16 protein-coding genes are annotated in these 24,029 nt (G+C 46.2%); all 16 read left to right on the top strand.

The features are described 5' to 3' along the window. Positions 1 to 184 precede the first annotated feature (184 nt). The gene (gene murA, locus ABIA61_RS14280; protein ID WP_283653576.1) at positions 185 to 1,534 is read left to right on the top strand and encodes a UDP-N-acetylglucosamine 1-carboxyvinyltransferase; all 1,350 of its coding nucleotides are present in this window, start codon (positions 185 to 187) and stop codon (positions 1,532 to 1,534) included. A gap of 232 nt (positions 1,535 to 1,766) precedes the next feature. Next, positions 1,767 to 3,191 carry a stage II sporulation protein D gene (spoIID, locus tag ABIA61_RS14275; protein ID WP_404580906.1) on the top strand — a complete coding sequence of 475 codons (1,425 nt, stop codon included), beginning with the start codon at positions 1,767 to 1,769 and terminating at the stop codon, positions 3,189 to 3,191. Positions 3,192 to 3,261: 70 nt separating this feature from the next. Continuing rightward, positions 3,262 to 4,002 (top strand): stage II sporulation protein SpoIIQ, encoded by a 741-nt coding sequence (spoIIQ, locus tag ABIA61_RS14270; RefSeq protein WP_283653574.1) that lies wholly within the window; start codon positions 3,262 to 3,264, stop codon positions 4,000 to 4,002. Between the two features lie 199 nt (positions 4,003 to 4,201). After that, positions 4,202 to 4,489, top strand: a complete 288-nt coding sequence (spoIIID, locus tag ABIA61_RS14265; protein ID WP_007432737.1) for a sporulation transcriptional regulator SpoIIID — start codon at positions 4,202 to 4,204, stop codon at positions 4,487 to 4,489. Between the two features lie 172 nt (positions 4,490 to 4,661). Continuing rightward, a complete protein-coding gene (mreB, locus tag ABIA61_RS14260; RefSeq protein ID WP_044646231.1) occupies positions 4,662 to 5,660 on the top strand; it encodes a rod shape-determining protein in 999 nt (332 codons plus the stop codon). Positions 5,661 to 5,782: 122 nt separating this feature from the next. After that, on the top strand, positions 5,783 to 6,667 hold the full coding sequence (locus tag ABIA61_RS14255) for a flagellar hook-basal body protein (protein ID WP_283653573.1): 885 nt from the start codon (positions 5,783 to 5,785) through the stop codon (positions 6,665 to 6,667). A 13-nt stretch (positions 6,668 to 6,680) separates the two neighbouring features. Then, positions 6,681 to 7,508: a flagellar hook-basal body protein gene (locus ABIA61_RS14250; RefSeq protein WP_404580905.1), complete on the top strand. Its 828-nt coding sequence runs from the start codon at positions 6,681 to 6,683 to the stop codon at positions 7,506 to 7,508. Between the two features lie 10 nt (positions 7,509 to 7,518). Beyond that, the gene (locus ABIA61_RS14245) at positions 7,519 to 7,731 is read left to right on the top strand and encodes a DNA-directed RNA polymerase subunit beta (protein ID WP_404580904.1); all 213 of its coding nucleotides are present in this window, start codon (positions 7,519 to 7,521) and stop codon (positions 7,729 to 7,731) included. A 906-nt stretch (positions 7,732 to 8,637) separates the two neighbouring features. Continuing rightward, the gene (fabZ, locus tag ABIA61_RS14240) at positions 8,638 to 9,084 is read left to right on the top strand and encodes a 3-hydroxyacyl-ACP dehydratase FabZ (protein WP_283653570.1); all 447 of its coding nucleotides are present in this window, start codon (positions 8,638 to 8,640) and stop codon (positions 9,082 to 9,084) included. Positions 9,085 to 9,180: 96 nt separating this feature from the next. Beyond that, entirely contained in the window at positions 9,181 to 10,899 is a 1,719-nt protein-coding gene (locus tag ABIA61_RS14235) for a phospho-sugar mutase (RefSeq protein WP_404580903.1), read from the top strand. Between the two features lie 260 nt (positions 10,900 to 11,159). Continuing rightward, positions 11,160 to 13,175 (top strand): DUF5693 family protein, encoded by a 2,016-nt coding sequence (locus ABIA61_RS14230; RefSeq protein WP_404580902.1) that lies wholly within the window; start codon positions 11,160 to 11,162, stop codon positions 13,173 to 13,175. After that, positions 13,151 to 14,287, top strand: a complete 1,137-nt coding sequence (gene csaB / locus ABIA61_RS14225) for a polysaccharide pyruvyl transferase CsaB (protein WP_283653568.1) — start codon at positions 13,151 to 13,153, stop codon at positions 14,285 to 14,287. The genes ABIA61_RS14230 and csaB overlap by 25 nt, the downstream gene beginning before the upstream one ends. An 8-nt stretch (positions 14,288 to 14,295) precedes the next feature. Next, positions 14,296 to 15,057 (top strand): WecB/TagA/CpsF family glycosyltransferase, encoded by a 762-nt coding sequence (locus tag ABIA61_RS14220; RefSeq protein ID WP_404580901.1) that lies wholly within the window; start codon positions 14,296 to 14,298, stop codon positions 15,055 to 15,057. A 137-nt stretch (positions 15,058 to 15,194) separates the two neighbouring features. After that, complete coding sequence (locus ABIA61_RS14215) at positions 15,195 to 16,325, top strand: glycosyltransferase family 4 protein (RefSeq protein WP_044648751.1); 1,131 nt, start codon at positions 15,195 to 15,197, stop codon at positions 16,323 to 16,325. A 193-nt stretch (positions 16,326 to 16,518) separates the two neighbouring features. Beyond that, positions 16,519 to 20,538 (top strand): S-layer homology domain-containing protein, encoded by a 4,020-nt coding sequence (locus ABIA61_RS14210; protein WP_404580900.1) that lies wholly within the window; start codon positions 16,519 to 16,521, stop codon positions 20,536 to 20,538. Positions 20,539 to 20,889: 351 nt separating this feature from the next. Next, the gene (locus ABIA61_RS14205; RefSeq protein ID WP_404580899.1) at positions 20,890 to 24,024 is read left to right on the top strand and encodes an efflux RND transporter permease subunit; all 3,135 of its coding nucleotides are present in this window, start codon (positions 20,890 to 20,892) and stop codon (positions 24,022 to 24,024) included. Positions 24,025 to 24,029 lie beyond the last annotated feature (5 nt).

The raw sequence follows: 24,029 nt of genomic DNA, 5'->3' as shown, positions 1-24,029 counted from the left end.
AACACAATAGTCGTCATGTTTAAAAAACGCTTGTATACTTGATTTAATCAGTGTTATGATGGCAGTTAGTGTATTAGTAAAATCTTGTTTTTTTATGTAATGAAAAAGCAAGGCATGAAAATAGCGGAATATGTTCTTTTTTTCCATGATGGAAAAGGGAAATGACGCGCGGAGGGAACCATAGATGAGCAAATTTATCGTCCGCGGTGGCAACAGATTGACCGGGAGTGTCAAAGTCAGCGGAGCCAAAAACTCAGTTCTGCCGATCATCGCCGCATCTCTTTTAGGAGAAGAAGGAGAAAGTGTTATCATTGATGCACCTCCTCTAGACGATGTGATGACCATTAGCAAAGTGCTGGAGTCCTTAGGAGCAGGCGTTACATACCAAGACGAGGTCATTCGTGTTGACGCACGGAAGATAATTTCCTGTGAAGCCCCTTACGAGTGGGTTAGGAAAATGCGCGCATCGTTTTTGGTTATGGGGCCGTTGCTTACACGTTTGGGACACACAAGAATTTCGCTTCCAGGCGGATGTGCAATTGGTACGCGACCGATTGATCAGCATTTGAAGGGTTTTGAAGCATTGGGTGCCGAGATTAGTCTGGGCCAAGGGTTTATTGAAGCTAAAATTAACGGGCGTCTGCGTGGAGCCAAAGTTTATTTGGATGTAGCCAGCGTAGGTGCGACCGAAAATATTATGATGGCCGCTACTCTTGCGGAGGGCATTACCACCATTGAAAATGCTGCGAAGGAACCTGAGATCGTCGATCTTGCGAATTTCCTGAACGGTATGGGTGCCAAGGTGCGCGGTGCAGGTACAGGCGTTATTCGCATTGAAGGCGTTGAAAAGCTGCACGGTGTGAAGCATACGGTCATTCCCGACCGGGTAGAAGCAGGTACTTACATGGTTGCTGCTGCGATCACAGGCGGGAACGTATATGTAGAAGGCGCGATATCGGACCATTTGGGACCGGTTATCTCCAAGATGGAAGAAATGGGTGTAATCATTCAACCGGATGAAAATGGAATTCGCGTGATTTCGGATAAACCGTTAAAGGCCGTTGATGTTAAAACGTTGCCTTATCCTGGTTTCCCTACGGATATGCAGTCCCAGATGATGGCACTTCAACTTGCCGCTGAAGGCACCAGCATTATCACGGAAACCGTGTTTGAAAATCGTTTTATGCATGTGGATGAATTTCATCTGATGAATGCGGAGATTAAAGTTGAAGGCCGTTCCGCAATTGTAACCGGCAATGCTAAATTGACAGGTGCAAAAGTGACCTCGACAGATCTGCGTGCAGGTGCTGCTTTGATTCTGACTGGACTGATTGCGGAAGGTACAACGGAGGTATCCGGCGTACATCACATCGACCGTGGTTATGTTCATCTGGCCGAGAAGCTGACCGGGTTAGGCGCGGACATTTACAGAGTAACGGTAGAAGAGCCCAAGCTGGATGTCTCCAGTGCTGAGCGCGTCATACCAGAACCGGCATCAGGGAATCTGTTTAAGATCCAGCCTTCCCTGGCCTAAGCTTTAGTGTATATAGCCTCATGCGGCTACATGCTGTAACATTTACGAACAAGTGAGAAACCAAGTCCATAAAGGGCTTGGTTTTTTTATGTTTTCAGCCTGTCTTTTTCATTCTTTCAGTTCTCTTAAAAGGGTTCTATCAAAGTGGACGACCTCATATGATTGAAAGTATCTGCTGGAGCATATCACTGCTTCCAGCCGGACTCAAGCCCTTTGATGGAGGTTTCAGCTTATGAAAGATTCACAGGTTCGTATTCGTATACCGATTCATCATTCCAAGGAACATCGCCGGGCTTCACCTGAGGGAGACAGTCACGGCTCTATAGCTGTTGTACAGGCAGGGCGTCCTGTGCCACAGCAGATCGTTCCGCCGGGCGCGTCAGCTCCTGACAGAGTGACCTTCACCGCCCGGCGTACGGCGGCGGCGGTCACTCCCGCGCAGCGCCCTATCCCCGCGTCGCCGCCCGTCTCTGGGGCAGCTACGACCCGCGGCAGCCTGCCGCCCGCGCTGCTGCCGCATCTGCGGCCTTCTGCTGGGCGTGTCCCGCGCTGGGGCAGCCGCCGCCCATGGCTGCCCGCCGCGGCTATGGCGGGCCTGCTGGCGCTAGCGCTGGCCGTGCCCACACTGCTGGCATGGCCTAGCCACACGGCGCAGCCGTTGCCGCCTAGCAACCGCACGGCCACGTCTGCGGTTGCGAAGGGCGAGGCGCCTGTTACACGCCTGCCGGGCGTCCCGCCCATTCCTGCGGTGCCCGCCGCGCCAGCGCGCAGTGTACCAGCGGCGGCAGAGCCGGACGTGCGCGTGTACGTCACGTCCACCGGTCGCACGGAGACGCTGCCGCTAGAGCAATACATTGTCGGCGTAGTAGCAGCCGAAATGCCGCCCAGCTTCGAGGGCGAGGCGCTGAAGGCGCAGGCTATTGCCGCGCGTACCTTCATTGCCCGGCGTTTGCTGGCTGATGACACCAGCGGCGCTCCGGCGGGGGCGGATGTGACCGATACGGTTAAGCACCAGGCCTACATTTCCAAAGCCAAACTTAATAGAGAGTGGGGGCATTCTGGCAAATCCGCAGAACTGGCCAAAATCCGGCAGGCTGTACGCGACACCAAGGATACGATCATGGTATATGAGGGTAAACCGATTACCGCTTCCTTTTTTTCTACCAGTAACGGTTATACTGAAAATTCAGAGGATGTATGGGCCAAGGCTGTGCCTTATTTACGGAGTGTGTCAAGTCCATGGGACAAGCAGCTTGCGCCCCGTTATACAGAAACCATCACGCTGAGCCGTCAGAATGTGCTTGATAGATTGGGATTGAGCCGTACGGCGATAGCCGCTTCTACTGGAGGAGGGAGTATACCGGAAATTCGGGTACTTTCCAAGACAAAGGGGCATCGGATCAAGCAGATCGAGGTAGGAGGCACTATTTTTACTGGACCGGAAATCCGAAACAAGCTGGGGCTGCGTTCTGCTGAATTTACGTGGAAGGCCGAAGGAGATCAGATCGCCATTACAACCTACGGCTACGGACATGGTGTCGGTATGAGCCAATGGGGAGCTAACGGAATGGCCAAGGAAGGACATACAGCCACTCAAATTCTCCTTCACTATTACACGGGCGTTTCCTTTGCCCAAGCCTCTCGTATTCTAAGTTAGTAAATTTTTCAAAACTTTGAAGTATAAAAGAGTTGCACCCGGTAACACTGGTTACTGAGGTGATGAGCAAATGAGTGAACAAAATAAAAACCAGAACCAAAATCATGAAGAAACACCCAAAACCTTTCAGGGTGGAAGGGCTTCACGGCCGTCTTCGTGGAAAAAGCTGTTGTCCAAAAGGTGGGCATACCCGGCAGCCTACATTGCCGCAGCAGCCATTATACTAACTTTAGTGTGGGTCTATCAGGATGCCAACCAGAAGTCTTTCAAACCTGACCCAGCTAATTCATCGGTACAGAATACATCAACGGTCAATACCGATGTCACCGGACAACAGCCTGAAAGTATGGAAGTCGTTGCCCAGTCGGAAAATCTCGCATGGCCGGTGGCGGATGCTGCCGCAGTACAGGTCGTAAAGCCATTCTTTGACGAAAACGCGACAGCTGACGAACAGGCGGCTGCGATGGTAGAGTACGATAGAACCTTTACCGCCAACACTGGCATTGATCTTTCTCGCGCCGATGATCAAACGTTCGAAGTGAGAGCCGCCCTCAGTGGTAAGGTGACCCGTGTGGAACAACACCCGCTGGCAGGCAATGTTGTGGAAATTACGCATGATAACAATCTCAGAACCGTTTACCAAAGCTTGAACGATCTGAAAGTAAAAGAAGGCGATCAAGTAAAACAGAACGATGTCATCGCTTCGGCGGGTCGTAATGAACTTGAAAAGGATTTGAAAACACATCTGCATTTTGAAGTGTATCAGGATGCCAAGCCAGTGAATCCAACCGGTCTGCTTCCTAAAAAATAAATTCGGCATAGCTTTTCATGCAAAGCGGGGGATCATCATCCCTCGCTTTTTCTTGTGCTTTTGTAGTTCATTGGGTAAACATAAGTTGCTTTTGCCAAATAAATAGGCCTTCCGAAGCATGTCTTCCCGCCATACCGCGAATATATAGGCATACTCCTCATATAATGTACCAAACTATCCACAGTGGGGAGGCGGGAGCGTGCACGATTACATCAAGGAACGGACCATCAAAATCGGTCGCTGTATCGTGGAAACAAGGAATACGGTCCGTACGATTGCCAAGGAATTTGGTGTCTCCAAGAGCACGGTGCATAAAGATCTGACCGAACGGCTGCCTGAAATCAACCCAGACCTTGCAGATCAGGTGAAGCACATTCTCGAATACCATAAATCCATTCGTCATCTGCGGGGAGGGGAAGCGACGAAAATCAAGTACAAAAAAACGAGCGGAAAAAGAAGGGAGATCCTCGTTTCAGGCAAGTCTTAAAAATATATAGTGAATTGGCTGGCAAAGCCATTGAATCAACCCCCTGAAGTATGATATGTTAAAAGATGGTACAAGATCGAAAAATGACATGTAACCGTAGGTTTATACATATATTTGCCGCTTCTTGTCGAATCTTAGCTTTTTAAAATATCACTTTGGGGGCCTTTTTAATATGTTCAGTAATGATATCGGTATCGACCTCGGTACGGCCAACGTGCTTATCCACGTCAAAGGGAAGGGGGTTGTTCTTGACGAACCTTCCGTTGTTGCAATAGAAAGCGATACAAAAAGAGTTCTGGCTGTCGGAGAGGAAGCACGCCGTATGGTTGGACGTACTCCCGGTAATATCATAGCCATCCGTCCACTGCGCGACGGTGTCATCGCCGATTTTGAAGTGACTGAAGCCATGCTAAAATATTTTATCAATCGTGTAGGGGGAAAAAGCTGGTATAGCCACCCTCGTATTCTGATCTGTGCGCCGACGAACATTACCTCAGTGGAACAAAAAGCGATTCGTGAAGCGGCGGAGCGTAGCGGGGCTAAAGAAGTATTTTTGGAGGAAGAGCCAAAAGCAGCTGCCATCGGGGCAGGAATGGATATTTTTGAGCCTAGTGGCAACATGGTTGTGGATATTGGTGGTGGAACAACAGACGTTGCGGTTCTCTCTATGGGGGATGTAGTAACGGCTTCTTCCATTAAAATGGCAGGAGACAAGTTTGATTCCGCCATCATGAAATATGTGAAAACAAAGTACAAGCTTTTGATCGGGGAACGTACGGCGGAAGATATTAAAATCGCCATCGGCACCGTGCATCCGAGCGGACGACAGGCAGAGATGGACATTCGGGGACGAGATATGGTATCCGGGTTGCCTAAAACGTTAAGTATTTCTGCGGCTGAAGTGCAGGATGCGCTCAGAGATCCTGTGTCAGCGATTGTTGCTGCGGCCAAGTTTGTATTGGAGCAGACCCCACCGGAACTGTCAGCCGACATTATTGACCGCGGTGTTATTTTGACAGGCGGCGGCGCGTTGCTGAGCGGATTGGACGAGCTGCTTGCCGAGGAACTGCGTGTTCCGGTGCTGGTTGCTGAAGATCCGATGCATTGTGTCGTTAAGGGCACAGGAATTATGCTGGATAATTTGGATCATGTCGTTAAGAAAAAGTTCTAATCTGCCGATAGTGATTATAAAAGACTCGTATACGGTCAGGCAGGCTATCTAGGTTTTGGCTTCCATGCCTCCGTACGAGCAGATGTTTGACCAGGAGAGTATAGGATTGGGGTGCACGATACATGTTGAGAGGTTTATATACTGCGGCCGCCGGAATGACAACGCAACAACGACGCCATGACACTGTGACGCAAAATATTGCCAATATGAACACAACGGGATACAAGCAGGAAAATAGTGTTCAGCGTTCTTTTCCCGAAATGCTTATTTCGATGACCGGGGGCAATCCAAATAACCCGGACCGTACGGTCGGCAAGCTCAATACTGGCGTTTTTGCTGAGGAAAGCCTCTCCCCTTACATTCAGGGGGCATTGAAGGATAGCGGACAAGCTACGGATTTCGCGATACAGTCCAATATTAACGTGAATGACCCGGCAACCGGTCGGCCAATGGCTTTTGATCGGGCGGGGAAATTCATCAATGCTAACGGTGAAGTCACCTATCGTCCGGAAGCGTTTTTTACGGTTCAAGACAGCAACGGTAATGTACGCTACACACGTGATGGGCATTTTCAGGTAAATGGAACGGGTGCGTTGCTCTCGTCGACGGGTTCAGCAGTGCTGGATACGAATGGTAAGCCGATTCAATTGACGGGGGCTGTTTCAGCGCTTAAAGTAAATGAGCGGGGCGAATTGGTGGACAAAGCCTCCAATCAGACGTTGGGAACGACGCTCGGAATCAGTGTCATTGACCGTCCATACCAGCTCGTTCGTGAAGGTAACGGGAATTTTCGTCTGAATGATACAGACGGTGCTACGGCCAGAACGATGACTGCAAATGATGTGGTATCTGTCCGTCAAGGCTATCTGGAAGTATCTAATGTGGACGCTTCGCAGTCGATGGTGGATATGATGGCTGCGTTAAGAGCGTATGAAGCGAATCAGAAGGTCATTCAATTTTATGATAAAAGCTTGGACAAGGCCGTTAATGAAGTAGGCCGTGTATAACAGGGGGTAAGTGATGAACAACTCCATGATCGGCGCAATGGTATCTATGGCCAGTGTGCAGCAACGCTTGGATTTGATTGCCGATAATATCGCCAATGTCAATACGGTTGGTTATAAGAGTAAACAGGGTTCTTTTGAAGATGTGCTGGCCAATGTGCAGCAGCAGCCTTCGACGTATCTCCAAAATGGACGGGCTATGCCGCTCGGCTATAATTTGGGCTACGGTGTGAAATTAGCTTTGGCTATGAAAAATATGGAGCAGGGACCGCTTAAAGAGACGGGGCTTCCTACCGATCTGGCGATCCAGGGCAATGCCATGTTCGAAGTTCAGGGAAATGGACAGAAGGCTTGGACGCGTGACGGCAGCTTTCATTTTGTTCCAGATCCGAATGACGGCAAAACGATGTTCCTGACAACTGCTGAAGGCTATCAAGTGCTGGATAACAATGATGTTCCTGTAACTGCTCCGTCTGGCTCCAAGGTAGCGATTAACCCGGACGGTGAATTGCTCATTCGCCCAGACGGAACGGGAAATCCAATAGTTGGTCAGCGGATCAAGCTGATGGATGTGCAACGTCCAGAAGGATTGGAACAGCGGGACGATAACCTGTTCGTGTTAGCATATGGTGTGACAGAAGCGAATGTATTTGGTGCAGCAGGTGTAGCGGGCGCTGTTCCAGCGGACGTATCTGTACGTTCCGGCTATTTGGAACAGTCTAATGTGGATTTAGCGGGTGAAATGACGGACATGATGCAAGTTCAGCGAATGTATCAATTGGCGGCACGGGCGCTGACTTCTAGCGATACAATGTTGAACCTGGCTAACAATCTGAGGGCATAGGGATTTGGTGATGAAAGAAGAACAACCCGATTCTCGTCCGGTGCCTGAAAAGGCGAAGTCTCGCTGGTGTACTGCCCGTTATTTCGTAATCCCGTTGCTGTTCCTATTCTCGCTGCTGGGTGGTTTGATTGCAGGATATGTGATCGTAGGCAAGCAAGGGCTGGCAGGCGTATTTGAATGGAAAACCTGGCAGCATGTCATTGATCTTATATTTGCGCCTTAGTTTACTTTAAAAATAGTGGGGCAGGGAGAAGGTCGCTCCGCGAATGATTTGATCTTACGATCGCTGTTGCAACCGGATTTTCTTTTTTTATAAGTTATTCAGATGTGAAAATCCCGTTGAAAAGGCGAACGCTTACGCTTCTCCAGATTCAAATCCTTCGCTCCGCTGGCTACCCGCAATCGACCCCACTCTTGTTAAGGTAAACCACTCGCAATTTGTGTTGGGTAGCATATAAAAACAACAAAACCCTGTGCCAAGCGGCGCAGGGTTTTGTTATGCCCAAACGTAACTGGCCCAACGCAGCACGTCGTTGGAGGGCCAATGAAGGCCATCGCATGGGCCTTCGGTGTTGTTCCGCCCTTCACGCCAAGCGAGTATTATTGAAGCGAGGCTTTCTTTTTTTGAGCCAAAAGTAACTTGGCGGAGAGGTTTATTTGAATCTGGAGAAGCGGCAGCGTTCGCCTTTGCCCCTGAATTTTAACCTTATCGGGTTTTATATAATGAAAAAATTAAGGGGCAACAGCGATCGGAAGATCAAATAAATCGCGCAGCCCATCCCCCTTGACTCAAATTGAAGCTCCGCTTCACCCCATAATAGGAGCACCCAATATGGTACTTCCGCGTAATTTTCTTTTTACATCTGATAACTGTATAATGATGGGGAAGTTTAAACACTGCGGGGTAAGACCAAGCACGGGCAAAAGGGCCTCTTCGCGCCTCTGGTTGCATAACCGGCGGAAAAAGCCCCTTATCTCAACCTTCACTTCTGCAGTAGGTGAAGGATATCTAACATTGTTACCGCTTTGAACTGTTATTATGCAGCGCAGGCGGGGTAATATTATGCTTGCAGCGGCTCTATTTTGTTAAGGGCCTGAACCCTGCAAGCGGGAGGAGTTATTAAAGTAAATGGACAAATTGCAATTGGATGTTAATCAAATTCAGGAGATTATCCCGCATCGGCCGCCGTTTTTGTTGGTGGACCGCATTATTGAGCTGGAGGAAGGGAAAAGAGCAGTAGGTATTAAAAATGTAACGATGAATGAGCCTCATTTCATTGGACACTTTCCTGGTTATCCGGTTATGCCGGGTGTGCTGATTACTGAAGCCTTGGCTCAGGTAGGGGCATTCGCACTGCTGCATCTGGAAAGCAATCGCGGCAAAATTGGTTTCTTGGCAGGGCTGGATGGCTTCCGTTTTCGCGGACAGGTGGTTCCTGGGGATACGCTGACGCTTGAAGTGGAAATAACCCGTTCCAAAGGAGCATTCGGCAAAGGGAAGGCTACGGCTAAGGTAGGCGATACAGTAGTAGCTGAGGGCGAGATTATGTTTGCATTGTCCGATCCTCCCCAATAAGCAAGCTCTGCTGACATAAGCACGACGTCTGAACCGAGTGCATGTGTACATAGAAATCCTGTTTTGACCAACCAAAAACGGAGAGGGGAAATTGGCATGACGCAGTTGAGTAAAAAAGCATTGGAAAGCATTGAGAGCTGGCTGCATGACCCTTATATTGATGAAGAGACCAAACAGGAGTTGCGCGCATTGGAAGGCAACGAGCAGGAGTTGGAGGATCGCTTTTACAAAGAGCTGGAATTCGGTACAGGTGGTCTGCGCGGAGTGATCGGGGCGGGCAGCAACCGGATGAATCGTTACGTCATTGGACGTGCGACTCAGGGACTGGCTCGTTATATTTTGGAGCAGCATGCGGGGAAAGAAGGGAAGCCTTCGGTTGTAATCGCGCATGACTCGCGTCATTTCTCGCCAGAGTTTGCTTTGGATGCGGCTTTGGTGCTGGCAGGCAACGGCATCGTTGCCAAGCTATTCCCGTCCTTGCGTTCAACGCCACAGCTTTCTTTTAGCGTACGACATTTGGGAGCCAGTGGCGGGATTGTCGTAACAGCAAGCCATAACCCTCCTGAATATAATGGATACAAGGTATACAACGATGAAGGTGGTCAGCTTGTTCCCGATCAGGCCGAGCAGGTAATTGGTTATATCCATGAGGTTCCTTCTTTTGCTGATATTCACCGTCTGACACGTGAAGAAGCAGAGGCACAGGGCCTGCTGGTTTGGCTTGGAGAGCAAGAAGATGAAGCGTTTGTGGATACGGTAGCCAGTGTGAGTGTTAATCGTGAGCTGATTGCAGCTGGACCGGGCAAAAACTTCAAGGTTGTGTTTACACCTCTTCATGGCTCAGGCAACGTACCGATTCGCCATGTGTTGGAGAAAATCGGTTTCGAGCAGGTGCATATTGTGCCTGAACAAGAACAGCCAGATGCTGAATTTTCCACTGTCAAATCTCCAAACCCGGAAGAACGCGATGCCTTCAAGCTGGCGATTGCGCTGGGTGAAAAGATTGGTGCGGACTTGTTGATCGGTACAGACCCGGATGCAGATCGCATGGGAGCGGTTGTGAAAAACCGTGACGGCGAGTATGTAGTATTGTCCGGTAATCAGTCTGGCGCGATCATGGTCTACTACTTGTTGAACCAGCTAAAAGAAACGGGTAAGCTTCCAAGTAACGGAGCGGTCATTAAAACCATCGTAACGAGTGAAATGGGCGCAGTGATTGCTGAGCATTTTGGAGCAACCGTATTTAACACGCTTACGGGCTTCAAGTACATTGGTGAGAAAATGAATCAGTTTGACCAAACAGGCGATTATATCTACCTGTTTGGCTATGAGGAGAGCTACGGATATTTGGCAGGTAATTATGCCCGTGACAAGGATGCGGTCTTGGCGGCTATGCTGATCGCTGAAGCGGCTGCTTATTACAGTACCCAAGGCAAGACGCTGTATGATGTTTTAGAGGAGCTGTACGAGCAGTTTGGTTACTTTCTGGAAAAGCTGGAGTCCCGCACACTCAAGGGCAAGGATGGAGTGGCGCAGATTCAAGGCAAAATGACGGATTGGCGTACTACCCCGCCTCTGGAAATTGCAGGCGTGAAGGTGGAAAAAGTGCTGGATTACTCACAGGGGTTGGACGGACTTCCGCAAGAGAATGTGCTTAAGTTCTTACTGGAAGACGGTTCGTGGTTCTGCTTGCGTCCTTCCGGTACCGAGCCGAAGATTAAAGTATACTTTGCCGTACGAGGTTCCTCTCTGGCGGATGCTGAGCGAAGAATCAGCCGTCTGGTGGAAGCTGTTATGGCACGCGTAGACGCTTGAGCTAAATCCATTTATAATAGAATAGGGTTAAGGTAATTGGATACGAACTAAGAAATCGGTGACCTCTCACGGCAAAGGGCAGTACGCCGTGGAGGTTATTTCTGTGTTGTAGAATAAACTGGAAGAGGCTTTGGGAAAATAAGCTTGTTCCGGTAACGGAGGATTTTGCAAAATCCAATGAGTGCCTACCAACAACTGAGTAAGGACAAGGTGAGCAGCATTGGATTTTGCAAAATCCCGAATATTAAGGAGGTTCTTTAGTGTATCAGAAATGGCAGTATTGGAATACGGCTTCTCGAAAATGGTTATGGATTCTGGTTGCACTTGGTTTGCTGGCTTCAATTCCTATAATTGCCGATCGTCTGGAGACAGAATCATCAAGTAAAAAAGTAGAGATCGTATTCGACTATCGGGATTTGACGGAGGCAGCTTCGTATCAGGCTCACCCGCAGGATTACCTGAATGAGCAGCTTGACCGCTTAAAGCAGGCCGGTGTGAACAGTATGGCAATGTATGAAAGCACGCTGGATGATTTCCGCAAAGCAGGCCATGTTGTAACCTATACGACTCAGAACATTGCAGATATGGAAAAGCGGGTATCACCCGCCAACGAGAATTTTACTTACGTTGTTTTCACTAATCAGGAAAACGCTTCGGCATTGAAGCCGTTAATTGAACGTACTTTTAACAGTCTGGACATTAACGTAAAACCATGGACTTATCAGGGCCATGAAGGGCTCGTTGTAGAAACTTCTCCAGAGGATGCGTATCTCAAACCCATGCAGCCTGATCCGATTGCCGTGAAACAGCTTCGGAGTAAAGGATTTTTTATCGTTCCTCGGATGAGCGACAGTCTTCCTTACAATCAGGAATTGACGGAAGAGACGTTGGCTTCTTTTCAGGAGAATGGCGTAAAACGCATTTTGTTTGAAGGAGATTCTGTCAAAGGGTTTACAGATAATGAGAAAGAAAACAGTCTGGCGGCATTCGCTCAACTACTGAACAAATACAATATTGGCCTGGCCGCTATTGAAAACTTGAAAAAACCGCAGGCAGGCTTCAACAAGCTGGCTTACGCTATAAAATATAACGTTGTGCGCCTGTACTCACTGAGCGACAAAGATTCAACGCTTGATGTGGAGACGTTGGCTGATCGTTTTGCATTGGCGACCAAGGACCGCAACATTCGCATGCTGTATCTTAATACAGCTCCGACCCGCAGTGTGGCTGAGGCCAAAGTGAAGGATTCTGTAGATAACCTGATCCATAGTTTGGACAAACCGGGTAATGCTGTTCAACGGATGGAGAAAAAGGGATTTGAGCTTGGACAGGCTGAACCATTTCAAGTGGTTGATTCGTCGTACCAGCGTTACCTGAAATTGGTGGTTGTGCTGGGGGCACTGGCTTTCTTTTCCATTATGGTGTCGTATTTTGTTCCAGCGTTGACCTTGCTAGCATTTGGGTTGGGATTGATTGGCTCAGCAGGTCTTTACGTTCTGAACTCCAGCTTGATGGAGCAGGGCTTGGCACTACTTGCAGCGATTAGCGGACCCACAGTTGCAATGGTTATTGCTGTGCGTACGATTAGAATCAAACGTGAACAGGAGCCTGAGCTTTCAGTAGGTCGTCGTCTCGTTCAAACACTTGTATTGTACGTTCAGACAGCAGTCTTGTCGTTGGCTGCTGTACCGTTTGTTATTGCGTTGTTGAATAGTATTGCTTACAGCCTTGTGCTGAACCAATTTAGAGGCGTAAGTTTGCTTCACATTTTGCCGATTTTTTTGGCGGCAATATATATTTTCTTTTATCGGGGCGTTTCTATACGCGAAGAAATCTCAAAGCTGCTGCGCACGCCGATTACCGTACTATGGGTCATCGTACTGGCTGTTATTGGAGCTGCAGGAGTGTACTATTTGAGCCGTACAGGGAATGCGGGTACCGTGTCTAACACAGAGCTGGTTTTCCGAAATTTCCTTGAGAATGCATTTGGTGTGCGTCCGCGTAATAAGGAATTTTTGATGGCACACCCACTGTTTATTGCAGGTGCATTCCTTGCGTTGAAATATCGCAAAGCGATCTATTTGCTGATTATAGCTGTTATTGGTCAAGCCTCTATGGTCGATACCTTTGCTCACATTCATTCTCCAGCGGCACTCTCGCTTAGTCGTGGGCTGCTAGGATTGGGATTTGGTCTGATTCTGGGAATTATCGCAATTGTCGTGTGGCAAGTGCTGGAAGGATGTTGGAAGAAATGGTCACCACCGTTCAAACGATAATAATCTCGGGTTATTACGGCTTTCGCAATAGTGGAGACGAGGCAGTGCTCAAGTCGATTTTGACAGCATTAGAGGAGGAAAGCCGTCATGCGGGTATTACGGTTAAGCCTGTTGTGCTGTCTTCGGACCCCGATTGGACGCAGAAGATGTACGGAGTAGAAGCCGTACCACGTATGAGTCTGGGAGAAGTTCGGAGAGCGATTAAAAACAGTGACGGGTTAATCAGCGGCGGCGGAAGTTTGCTTCAGGACGCAACAAGTCCCAAAAGCATTCCTTATTATCTTGCGATTCTCAAGCTGGCTCAGTGGGCCGGAAAGCCGACGTTTGTGTATGCTCAAGGCATTGGTCCGGTGCAACGGAAGATATTCTACCCTATGATCCGGTCTGTGTTTCAGCGCTGCGAATATGTATCTGTAAGAGATGAACAGTCTGCGGCGCTACTGGGCACCATGAAATTAAAACGCCCTGCTGTAGAGGTTGTTCCCGATCCCGTAATGGGGCTTCCAATGCCCTCCCATTCTGAAGGTTTGCACAAAGCGGCTGTTGAAGGGGAGGATGAACTTCCGATTGTTGGTGTGTCGGTACGTTACTGGGACAAGGAGCGTCGTGAATTAATGGCGATTGCGGAAGGTTTGAAGAAATTAGTTGCTGAACGCCGTGTGCATTTGCGCTTTTTCCCTTTTCATCTGCCGGACGATGAGCAGGCTTCAAGGATGGTAATGGATTTATTAGGGGATGTTAGGGAAACGGGCAGTCGTGTCAGCATGTGTGAGCAGGTTACCGATCCTCAGCAGATGCTGCTGGAAGTCAGCCGTTGCAGTTTGATGATCGGGATGAGATTGCATAGTCTGATTTATGCAGCATCCCATCATGTGCCCCCGTTGGGGATATCCTATGATCCGAAAATTGACCATTTTCTTGATCGTGTCGGTAGCCAGCCTGTAGGTACCACAGAAGCGCTGAATGGTCAAAAGCTGGCTGCTGAGGCTGTACGACTGCTGGATCAGCGAAGTCAATGGATCGAGAGCCAGGGAGCGGCAATTGCTTTGTTAAAAAGCGAGGCTCGCTTACCGGCACAGCATATCGTTAATTACTTGTGTCGCAAAGGATGATGGATACAGTGACAGTTGATAAGGTTACGAATGTGCCTACCGTCCCGATTTTCGGTGTTCCGGTATCAAGGCTTAATATGAAAGATACATTAAATGTATTGATCCAAGCGGTAGAGTCTCGCCGTCCGCATCAAGTAATTACTGCTAATCCAATTATGGTTATGGCTGCATTGGAAAATCCAATGTACATGTCCGTGATGAAGCAGGCGGAACTCATCGTCCCGGATGGGACTGGCGTGGTTTGGGCCGCAAATTATGTAGGGCATCCAGTACCAGAACGTGTGGCGGGTTTTGATTTGTTACATGAATTGCTTGGAGCTGGAGAAAACTATCATTGGAAGGTTTATTTGCTCGGATCGACATCCGAGGTGATTCAAGCGACTGCACAACGGGTACATGAGCTTTATCCTGGAATTACGGTTTGCGGCAAGCGTGACGGATTTTTTGGACCGGAAGAGGATGAAGCAGTGATTGCAGCTATTCGTGAAGCAAATCCCGATTTGCTGTTTGTAGCACGTGGAGCAGACACGCAGGAACCCTGGATTGGTAAATATAAAGAAGAATTAGGTGTTCCCGTGATGATGGGGGTGGGCGGCAGCTTCGATGTCATATCCGGTAAAGCTAAACGCGCTCCTAAATTGTTCCAAAAGCTCAGAGCTGAGTGGCTGTATAGGCTACTGAAAGAGCCAAGTCGCTACAAAAGAATGCTTGCGCTGCCGAAATTCGCCGTGAAAGTGATGCGTGAAAAAGAAAACGTCACAAAAGTGTGATAAATAGCTTGAATCTGCCTTCAAAACCCGCTAATTTGCCAGAATATGAAGCTTGGTATTTATTTTCGATCAGAGTATAATTCAATGCGGTTACATCTGAAAAGGGATTGCTTTAAAATTGGGGGTCGAATGATCAAATGCTATTGATCTATATTATTGGTTTCATCATGGCACTGGGACTTGCGCTGTTATTGACACCGCTCGTCAAGAAATTTGCTGTGAAGGTTGGAGCCGTCGATGTGCCGAATGCCCGAAAGGTACATACCCGAATTATGCCGCGTCTTGGCGGTCTGGGGATTTTCCTGGCATTTCTTTTGTCCTTATTGGCGATTTTACCTTTTGTGCCTGAAGGAATGTTGTCCTCACGGGATATTAATTTTATCGCAGCCTTTCTGATTGGCGGAACGCTGATTACACTGATTGGTGCTCTCGATGATCGTTTTGATCTTAATGCAAAATTGAAATTTTTGGCTCAAATTGCCGTTGCGTGTATGGTTGTATTTGCTTTTGATATTCGTGTTGATTTTGTGAATGTGCCTTTTCAGGATGCATATTCTTCTTTGGAAAGCTGGATCTCCATCCCGCTTACGATTTTCTGGATTGTAGGTGTAACGAATGCCATCAATTTGATTGATGGTCTGGATGGACTGGCTGCTGGTGTTTCGGGAATCGCAATCGGAACGATTTTTGTAATGTCTCTTCTGATGGGCAACTATATGGTTGCTATGCTTTGTCTGGTGCTGCTGGGCAGCATTATCGGATTTCTGTTTTTTAACTTTCATCCTGCAAAAATATTTATGGGTGATACAGGATCTCTATTTTTGGGCTTCTGCCTGGCGATGCTGTCGATGCTTGGATTCAAACAGATCGCTATTGTATCGTTTATTACGCCATTGATCATTATCGGCGTACCTTTGTCAGATACATTTTTTGCAATCATTCGTCGCAAGTTGCAGAAAAAACCGATTTTCTCACCAGATAAAGGTCATTTACATCACTGCCTGCGTGAATTGGGCTTTAGCCACAGACAGACCGTATTGATTATTTACGCTATTGCTGCATTTTTCGGTGTATTAGCCGTGATTCAATCATATGCTGCGCTTAATGAAGCGAACTGGGTTATCTTTGTCGTGATATGTATTATGATGTTCTTCTTGCAGATCGGCGCCGAGGTTATTGGTCTTGTCGGTAAAACCAAACGTCCGGTGATTAACACCTTGATTCGGTTGCTGGCTAAGCCAGATTCTCAGACTCGTTCGAAATTATAATTTTTTATTTTAAAAAGTAAGCCTTCAAGCTTGGCGGTATACCGCGGGTTTGAGGGCTTTTTTGTTCTTCGCTATGAAAAAACTCCCTCCTTTTTTGCGTATTTACTAATTTTTTGTATGTTCGCTACCGATAAAAAAGATATTGAATGATTACGTACCCCAAGGTGCGACAGAATCTAAGGAGGACAATGATTTGAAACGATTGCTATCTATGTTGCTGACGGTTGGTCTCATCATTGGCTTGGTGCCGGCGGCCCTGGTAGGTACGGCTCATGCTGCGACGGGAACTTATTTTATTTTTCCAAATGAAAAATATGACGTGGATTCAGCCAGGTCGGTAAACACGGACCGTATTACAGTTAACGGAACGATTAACGGAGTGAACGGAAGCACGATATCATATAGTGTATTCCAGCTCTCCAAAAATGGAACGACCCTTAACGTGGTAAATAAAAATGAGAGCCAAAAGGGCGGAATTACAGTCACTGGCTCCACGCTTAAAGTTACAGACATTAAACTGTTTCCTGGTTTGAACCGAATCACATTCCAAAGCAGCCAAAACTCGGCGGATATGAAGGATTCTATTTACGTAGAGTACCAGGATGGACCAAAGGTTTATGATCTGTCTGCTACGCTGAACGGTAAAACTGAGCAGTTAGTAGAGAACCAGACAGCTGTGCTGACAGACGCTGGTAATAGCGGTTCGGATGACGTTAAAGTGGTCATTCAAGGTACGGCGCCTAATGCTGACAGTGTAACACTCACGTCTGCAAAAAGCAGTAATACGTATACTGTTAACTCTTATACCGGCTACAAACTAACAGGAAGCGTTGTACTCAGTCCGGGTAAAAATATAGTGACTCTTAAAGTGGGTAACGGAACTCAGGCTCTTACGGTTACACGTGAAATTACGATCTATACGGGCAAGCCTGAATTTTCCGATTTGAACCTGAACATGGACGGGAATGTGTCGGCCGATCTGACCACTTCGCCTGACTTTACCGTATCATCTACGAGTGGAGTTGTTTTGAAGGGTAAGGTTTTGGTTCCAGGCGGTGCATCCGATCCGGGAGTGGCTACAATCAATGCACGGTTTACAGATGTGAGTAACAATGGCAGTGCTGTGGGTAGTGCTAGTGGGATTGATGCCACGATTGATACTGCTAATGTGGTTACATCCAATGGTTATAAGGTATATCCATTTCAGGTGACTGTACCTTCAGAGGTTGTGGTGGATCATTTGACCAGAGTATCCTTGGGTCTAACTTATAGTGATACCAGTACCCCGCCTTCTCCATCGGCTGTCCAATTTACATTGCGCAGCAGCACTCAGCCGTATATTGATGATGTAAACTATCTTCCTGATTTTAACAATCAATTGTTGAGTAGAATTAATGGAAGCGGGTCTGATCAGGCGACTGCCATAGATGAAGCTATGAAGTTAACTGGAAGCTCTATGAAGAACAAGACTACAGATGCTCCATCTGTTCCTGTAGGTATGGAGTTCATCGTTGTTAACGGTGCACCTTCTTCAATCAGTGAGCTTTCTGGGGTATCGGTTCATACTGTAGGATCACCTCAAGATGTGATTCGGACAATCAATGGCAAGTCAACACAAGTGAAGAAAATCGTTGCTTATGTAGACACTTTGCCTAAAGAAGGACAGAACGTACTGAATTTTTACCTGAATGGTGACTCGACCAAGTTAATTAAAGCCACAGTGAATCTGTTGCAGGGTCCATTCATGAAATATGATACGATTTATGACGGACAACAAATTCCGTTAAATACCTCCAGCTCAAACTTGAATACCTATAAGCTGACTCAATTGGGCTACTTTAAAGGTAAATTGCTTGATGTGAGCAACACAGCAGATATTCATTACACTGGAAGTAACCGAAATGTATTCCTGTATATTAATAATGTATTGGTTGATTTGGATGGCTCAGGGGCGGACTTTAAGCTTGCTTCTTCCTCGGAAACAGCCGCAGCCAACGCACTGGCAAGCGGGAATAATGAAATCAAATTTGTGTACAAGCCAGGTATTGAATATAGCAATACGGTAAAAGTAAACTTTACACAGACCAATATTCCAGTAATTCCAGTTCCAAACACACAGGGGATTATTCCTTTTACACCTGTTAGTGGCTTGAGCAGTACTCCGAAATATAGCGAAATTGCACCGAAAACAAAAGATGCTAATTTCACTAAAGTGGATGATACCAATTACAATACATCCCTGAAAAATATCAATGTATTTGGTACATTCAGTATTGCTGATTTGGGTAAAGCGGATCAGGTCAATGGTTCGTTAAGCGATATTGCCAATAAAGATCAATATATTTTGGAGATTAAGGGATCGGACGACAGCGAGGTTAATTGGACGCTGAATAATGAGTTTTACTCAGCAGAAGATGCTAAGACAGCATACAACTCTGGTTCCACTACAGATAAATTTACAAATAAAGAATTAAAAGACCTGCTTGTGTACTATCACCCGGACAAAAAGTATTTCAGCTTTGTGTTGAAAAACCAAACCGTTCCGCAAGATGGAACACCAGTAGCCTATAACATTACCTTGTACAACAGTGGCAAGAGCGGACCATTTGCAACGTTCCGACTGCAAGTATCTGGTCAATCCACATCTTTTGATATTTTGCGTCCGCTTCCTGAAAAGAGAATCGTGAATCAAAACTTTGTGCAAGTGGTTGTGAACGCAGGTAATGCAGATAGTGTTATGGTAGGTAAGGAAACAGCAATTCAAGAGGGATTCGATTCTGATTATGATGGCACTGTTGATTACCCTTCAACCTACAAAGCTATCGTCACAGGTCTAAAGGCCAACAAAGATAATAAAATTGACGTAGTGGTTACAAAAGGTAAAGATAAACTGAAACAGACCATTACGGTTAAATATGTGCCTACTAATATTCCTGGTGAGCAGTACATGGAAGCGATGAAAACATCGCACAAAGTGTTTGATGGTAATCTTACACTTGCTTTTGCTAAGGGAACTAGTCTGATTCGTCGGGATTATGATCAACCGCAGCAATTCAAAAATCAGGTTTTCTCTGGTCATACATTGTACTTTGCGATAGCAAATAGCGAAGATGGTGTGGTGGACCGTCATGAATTTGAAACTGAAAAAGCATTGTCGGATATGCAGAGCTTGATTGCAGATGGAAGTAGATACTTCAACAGAGAATTCCCAACTCGTTTTACCAAGTCAAGTCCGGTATTCTGGATTGACCCAGGTACAGCAGATGATATCAAAACGGATGCTTACGATCCGGTAACTTATGGTACTGATCCTTATCAACTGGCTAATAAGTCACAAAATGACAGTAGTAAGATCAAAAACTTCTACTGGCGTGATCCTTCTAATGAATTAGTACCATCCAAGCGTGCAACATTAACCTTGACGTATGATAGCAGTATCGCGCAGGATGCAGGGAAACAAATGACAGTGTTCTATTTTGATTCGGATCTTAAAGATTGGCAGAACATTGGCGGTGTGGTGGATCCGAAGAAACATACCATTAAAGTACCGTTTGATCGTTTCGGCTACTATGTTGTAGCTAAGGTTGGAGAAACGTATAGTGATGTCATTAAGCACAAGTATGCCAGAGATTACATTGAGGCCACTTTGGCTAAGGGTGTCATGAACCCAATGGATCCAATTAATAGCTTTGGACCTGACAGCTACATTAAAAGAGGCGAATTTACGTCTATGATTGTCAAAGGTCTGCAAATTCCTCTTAATTTCAGCGGAGCGAAGCATTTTGATGACGTGTCTATTCCAAATACGATATCGGCAGATGCTCTCTATGATTATCGTTATATTGAAACAGCCGCACGTGCCGGTATTGTAAAAGGTTCGCAACCGAGAATCTTTATGCCGGAAGATGTAATTACACGTCAGGATGTAGCAGTCATTATCGCCAAGGCATTGAATTTGAAGCTGGAGACAGATCACGACAAGATCATGAAGAATCTGTCTAAAACCTTTAAAGATGCAGACAAGATTGATTACTATGCACAAGCATCTGTGCTTGCGATTGCCAAGAAGGGCTTTATCACGGGTTCACCTGTTGATGCTAGTGATCTGAAAAAAGGGTATATGTTTAATCCTACATCTCTGACCTTGCGTGGAGATGCGGCCATTATTATAGCTAAAGTTATGGCTGATAAAAAGTTGCTTCCTAAAATCTAGATCCTAAAAAAACTGAATTTATTGAACATCCCTCCATGCGAACTTGGAATTCCCTTTCATATACATGAGAGGGATGTTTTTTAAAAATCAGCTATTTGACTGGGATTAAGGGCCTATGCCATAATAACAATGAGCAGATAACTGATGGGTAAGTTTACAGTGTTTTTGTTCTTGAACTACCATAAATGCATTTAAATTAACTACTTTTTTTTAAGTATTTATCTCAAAATGTGTTTATTATTTGCTTATATGTTTTTTTGCACATTTATCTGAAACTTTACGCCTATTTCATCGTAGTAGAGGATTAGTGTGCTTAAATGCTACATAAAGAAGTGAGTGGGGAGTGATGAGATGTCTCAGTTTTCAATACGCCGTCCTGTAACAGTATTTATGTTAATTGTTACTTTGTTGATCGGGGGCGGTATTTTTGCGTTAAGACTTCCTGTCGAGCAGATGCCGGATATGAAGCTGCCTATTGCTATGGTAGTGACCAGTATTCCAAACTCGACACCGACAGAAGTTGAGGAATTGGTTACCAAGCCTATTGAAAAAGGTCTATCGTCCATTCAGGATGTGGATACGATTAGCTCTCAGTCTTCTGAGGGGACCTCTATGGTCATGATTCAGTTTAACTGGGGAGTAGATCTAAATCAGGCTACATTGGATATGCGAGATAAATTGGATGGTGTTCGGGGTTCACTTCCCAAAGCTGCCAATTCACCGCGTGTTTTGAAACTGGATCTCAATGCTACACCTGTAATTAATTTGGCATTTACTGGTGATCAGGATGTTAACAAACTGAAGCCTATTGCAGAGGATATCATCGAACCACAGCTCGAAAGAATCTCAGGGGTCGCTTCGGTCGGTTTGTCTGGGGGACAGGAGCGGTTGGTTCGAATTACTGTAGACCAAGCCAAACTGCAAAGTTATGGTATTACATTAGATCAGATCAGCCAGGCATTATCAGCTAATAATGTGGCCGGCTCTGCAGGTTCTGTTGATCGTGGTAATACGGAGATTCAAATCAGGGTCCAAGGTGAATATCAGGCTGTTTCGGAAATGGGAGAGACTCCGATCACTGTGGGCAAAGGCAGTGTAAAATTAAAGGATGTCGCAACCATTGAAGATTCCTTGGATGATGTCACCACCATTTCCACATACAATGGTAAGCCAAGTATTAATATTTCAGTCACAAAGGCTACCGGAGGGAATACACTTGCCATTGCTAATTCTGTTAAGGAAAGTCTGGATTCAATCCGTAAGAACTTGCCTGCGGGGACTCAGCTTGAGATGGTCACAGACGCTTCCAAACCTATTAGCGATTCTGTACATTCACTAGTAGAGCATGCTGTATTAGGACTTATTATTGCAGCTATCGTGTTACTGTTATTTCTTAATAGCGCACGTTCTACAATTATTGCAAGTATCGTTATTCCAATTTCTTTTGTAGCAACGTTTATGATGATGTATTTCAGTGGACAAACCATTAACATTATTTCATTGAGTGGATTGCTACTGGGGCTAGGATCCTTTGTTGACTTTGCTGTCGTTATTATCGAGAATATTTTTAGACAACGACATGAAGGCAAAAGCATGCTGCAGGGCGCTATTGATGGCTCCAAGCAAGTGGGTAATGCGGTAATGGCATCTGCACTTGCACAAATAGTAGTGTTTTTACCAGTTGTATTTGTAGATGGAATTGCGGGCGTGCTGTTTAAGCCGTTAGCCTTGACCGTAATTTTCTCTCATATTGCTGCTTTGCTAGTATCGCTTTTGCTTGTACCTATGCTTAGTTCACGTTGGTTGCCTACTGTACCAGATGAGTCAATATATTCTTCGGGTACCTATAAAGGGATTAACCCGATTATCTGGTTTAATATCGCCTTTGAGAAATTTAAAGGCGGATACAGCCGTATTCTCAAGTGGGGGATTAACCACCGCAAAAGTGTTTTGACTATTACTTTGCTTATGTTTGTAGCTGCGGCAGCTTTGATTCCTATGGTTAAAACGGAATTTATTCCTGAATCGGACCAAGGTGAGTTTACGCTCTCTGTAACGATGCCTAATGGAACCATGTTGGAAGAAACAGAGAAGGTTGTTCGAGGAATTGAAAAGGAAATTTTAAAGATTCCTGAACTTGATAAAATGTCAGTAACTATAGGCTCTGGAGGCGGTGTATCAAGTGTATCCGGTTCAACATCTGCTAATGCTGCGCAGATTAGCGTTACGCTGAAGGATGGGCATGTCCGGCCTACTGACGACGTGGTAAATGAGCTCCGAAAAAAAGTTGAAAATATCCCTGATGCGGAAATCATTCTTCAATCCTCAACCGGGTTATCAAGTGGATCAGCCGTAAACATCAACTTGAAGGGTGATGATGTAGAAGTATTGCGGGAGCTTTCGGATAATCTCGTAGCTGAGGTTAAGAATATACCGGGAGCGGTGAATGTTAAGAGTACGTTGAATGCTACTCGTGAGGAATATGAGATTACGATTAATCGAGAGCTTGCCAGCCGATATGGTTTGTCAGCATCTCAAATTTTGTCTGTTGTGAGTACCTCCTTTAACGGCTCGGTTGCTACAAGCTATCGTACCGGAGAAGACCAGATTGATGTGAAAATATCGTTGCCGAATGAGTATCGCCATGATCTGGCCTATCTGCAAACATTGCGGATTACAACTGCACAAGGGATCGATGTGCCTCTGTCATCGGTGGCCAGTATCGATAAGCGTGAGGTTCCCGAGACTATTACACGCGAGAATCAAACACGTCAAGTACAGATTACTGCTGACATAGACGGAACAGGAGACATTCTTACAGTTAATCAAAAAATAGATGCTCTCCTGAAAGGTACTCATTTCCCTGAGGGATATAGTGCAGATACGGATGGTGGACAAAATGAGCAAATGATGGAGTCCTTTACAAATCTGGCAGTAGCTATATTGCTATCTGTAGTGCTGATTTATATGGTCATGGCAGGGCAGTTTGAATCCTTGCTTACGCCGTTTGTTATTATGTTCTCGATTCCACCTACATTAATAGGTGTGCTTATTGGTTTGGTTGTAACAGGATCTAGTCTTAGTGTGTCGGCTCTAACCGGTTATATTATGCTCGTCGGCCTGGTTGTGAATAACGCTATCGTCATGATTGATTTCATCATTCAGCTCCGAAAAGAAGGACAAGATCGGGATGAAGCTATTATTCATGGAGCGTCTGAGCGGTTGCGTCCGATTTTGATGACAACGCTGGCTACTGTACTAGCTTTGCTCCCAATGGCATTTGCTACAGGCAGTGGTAACGAGTCACAAGCGCCGATGGCAGTTGTTGTTGTATTCGGGTTATCCTTCGCAGCTGTTATTACATTGGTTCTTATTCCGGTAGTATACGTTATCATGGATAATAGGATACAAAAGCGTAAAGAACGGAAATTGAAAAGACAGCTCAAAAAAGAAGCAAAGATGCAACAAAAGAGTGTTCACATTTAATAATG

The sequence above is a fragment of the Paenibacillus sp. RC21 genome (assembly GCF_044907935.1).
In the GTDB taxonomy this organism is placed as follows: domain Bacteria; phylum Bacillota; class Bacilli; order Paenibacillales; family Paenibacillaceae; genus Paenibacillus; species Paenibacillus terrae_A.
The sequence above is the reverse complement of the archived record's forward strand: the minus strand, read 5'-3'. Positions and strand labels throughout refer to the sequence as shown.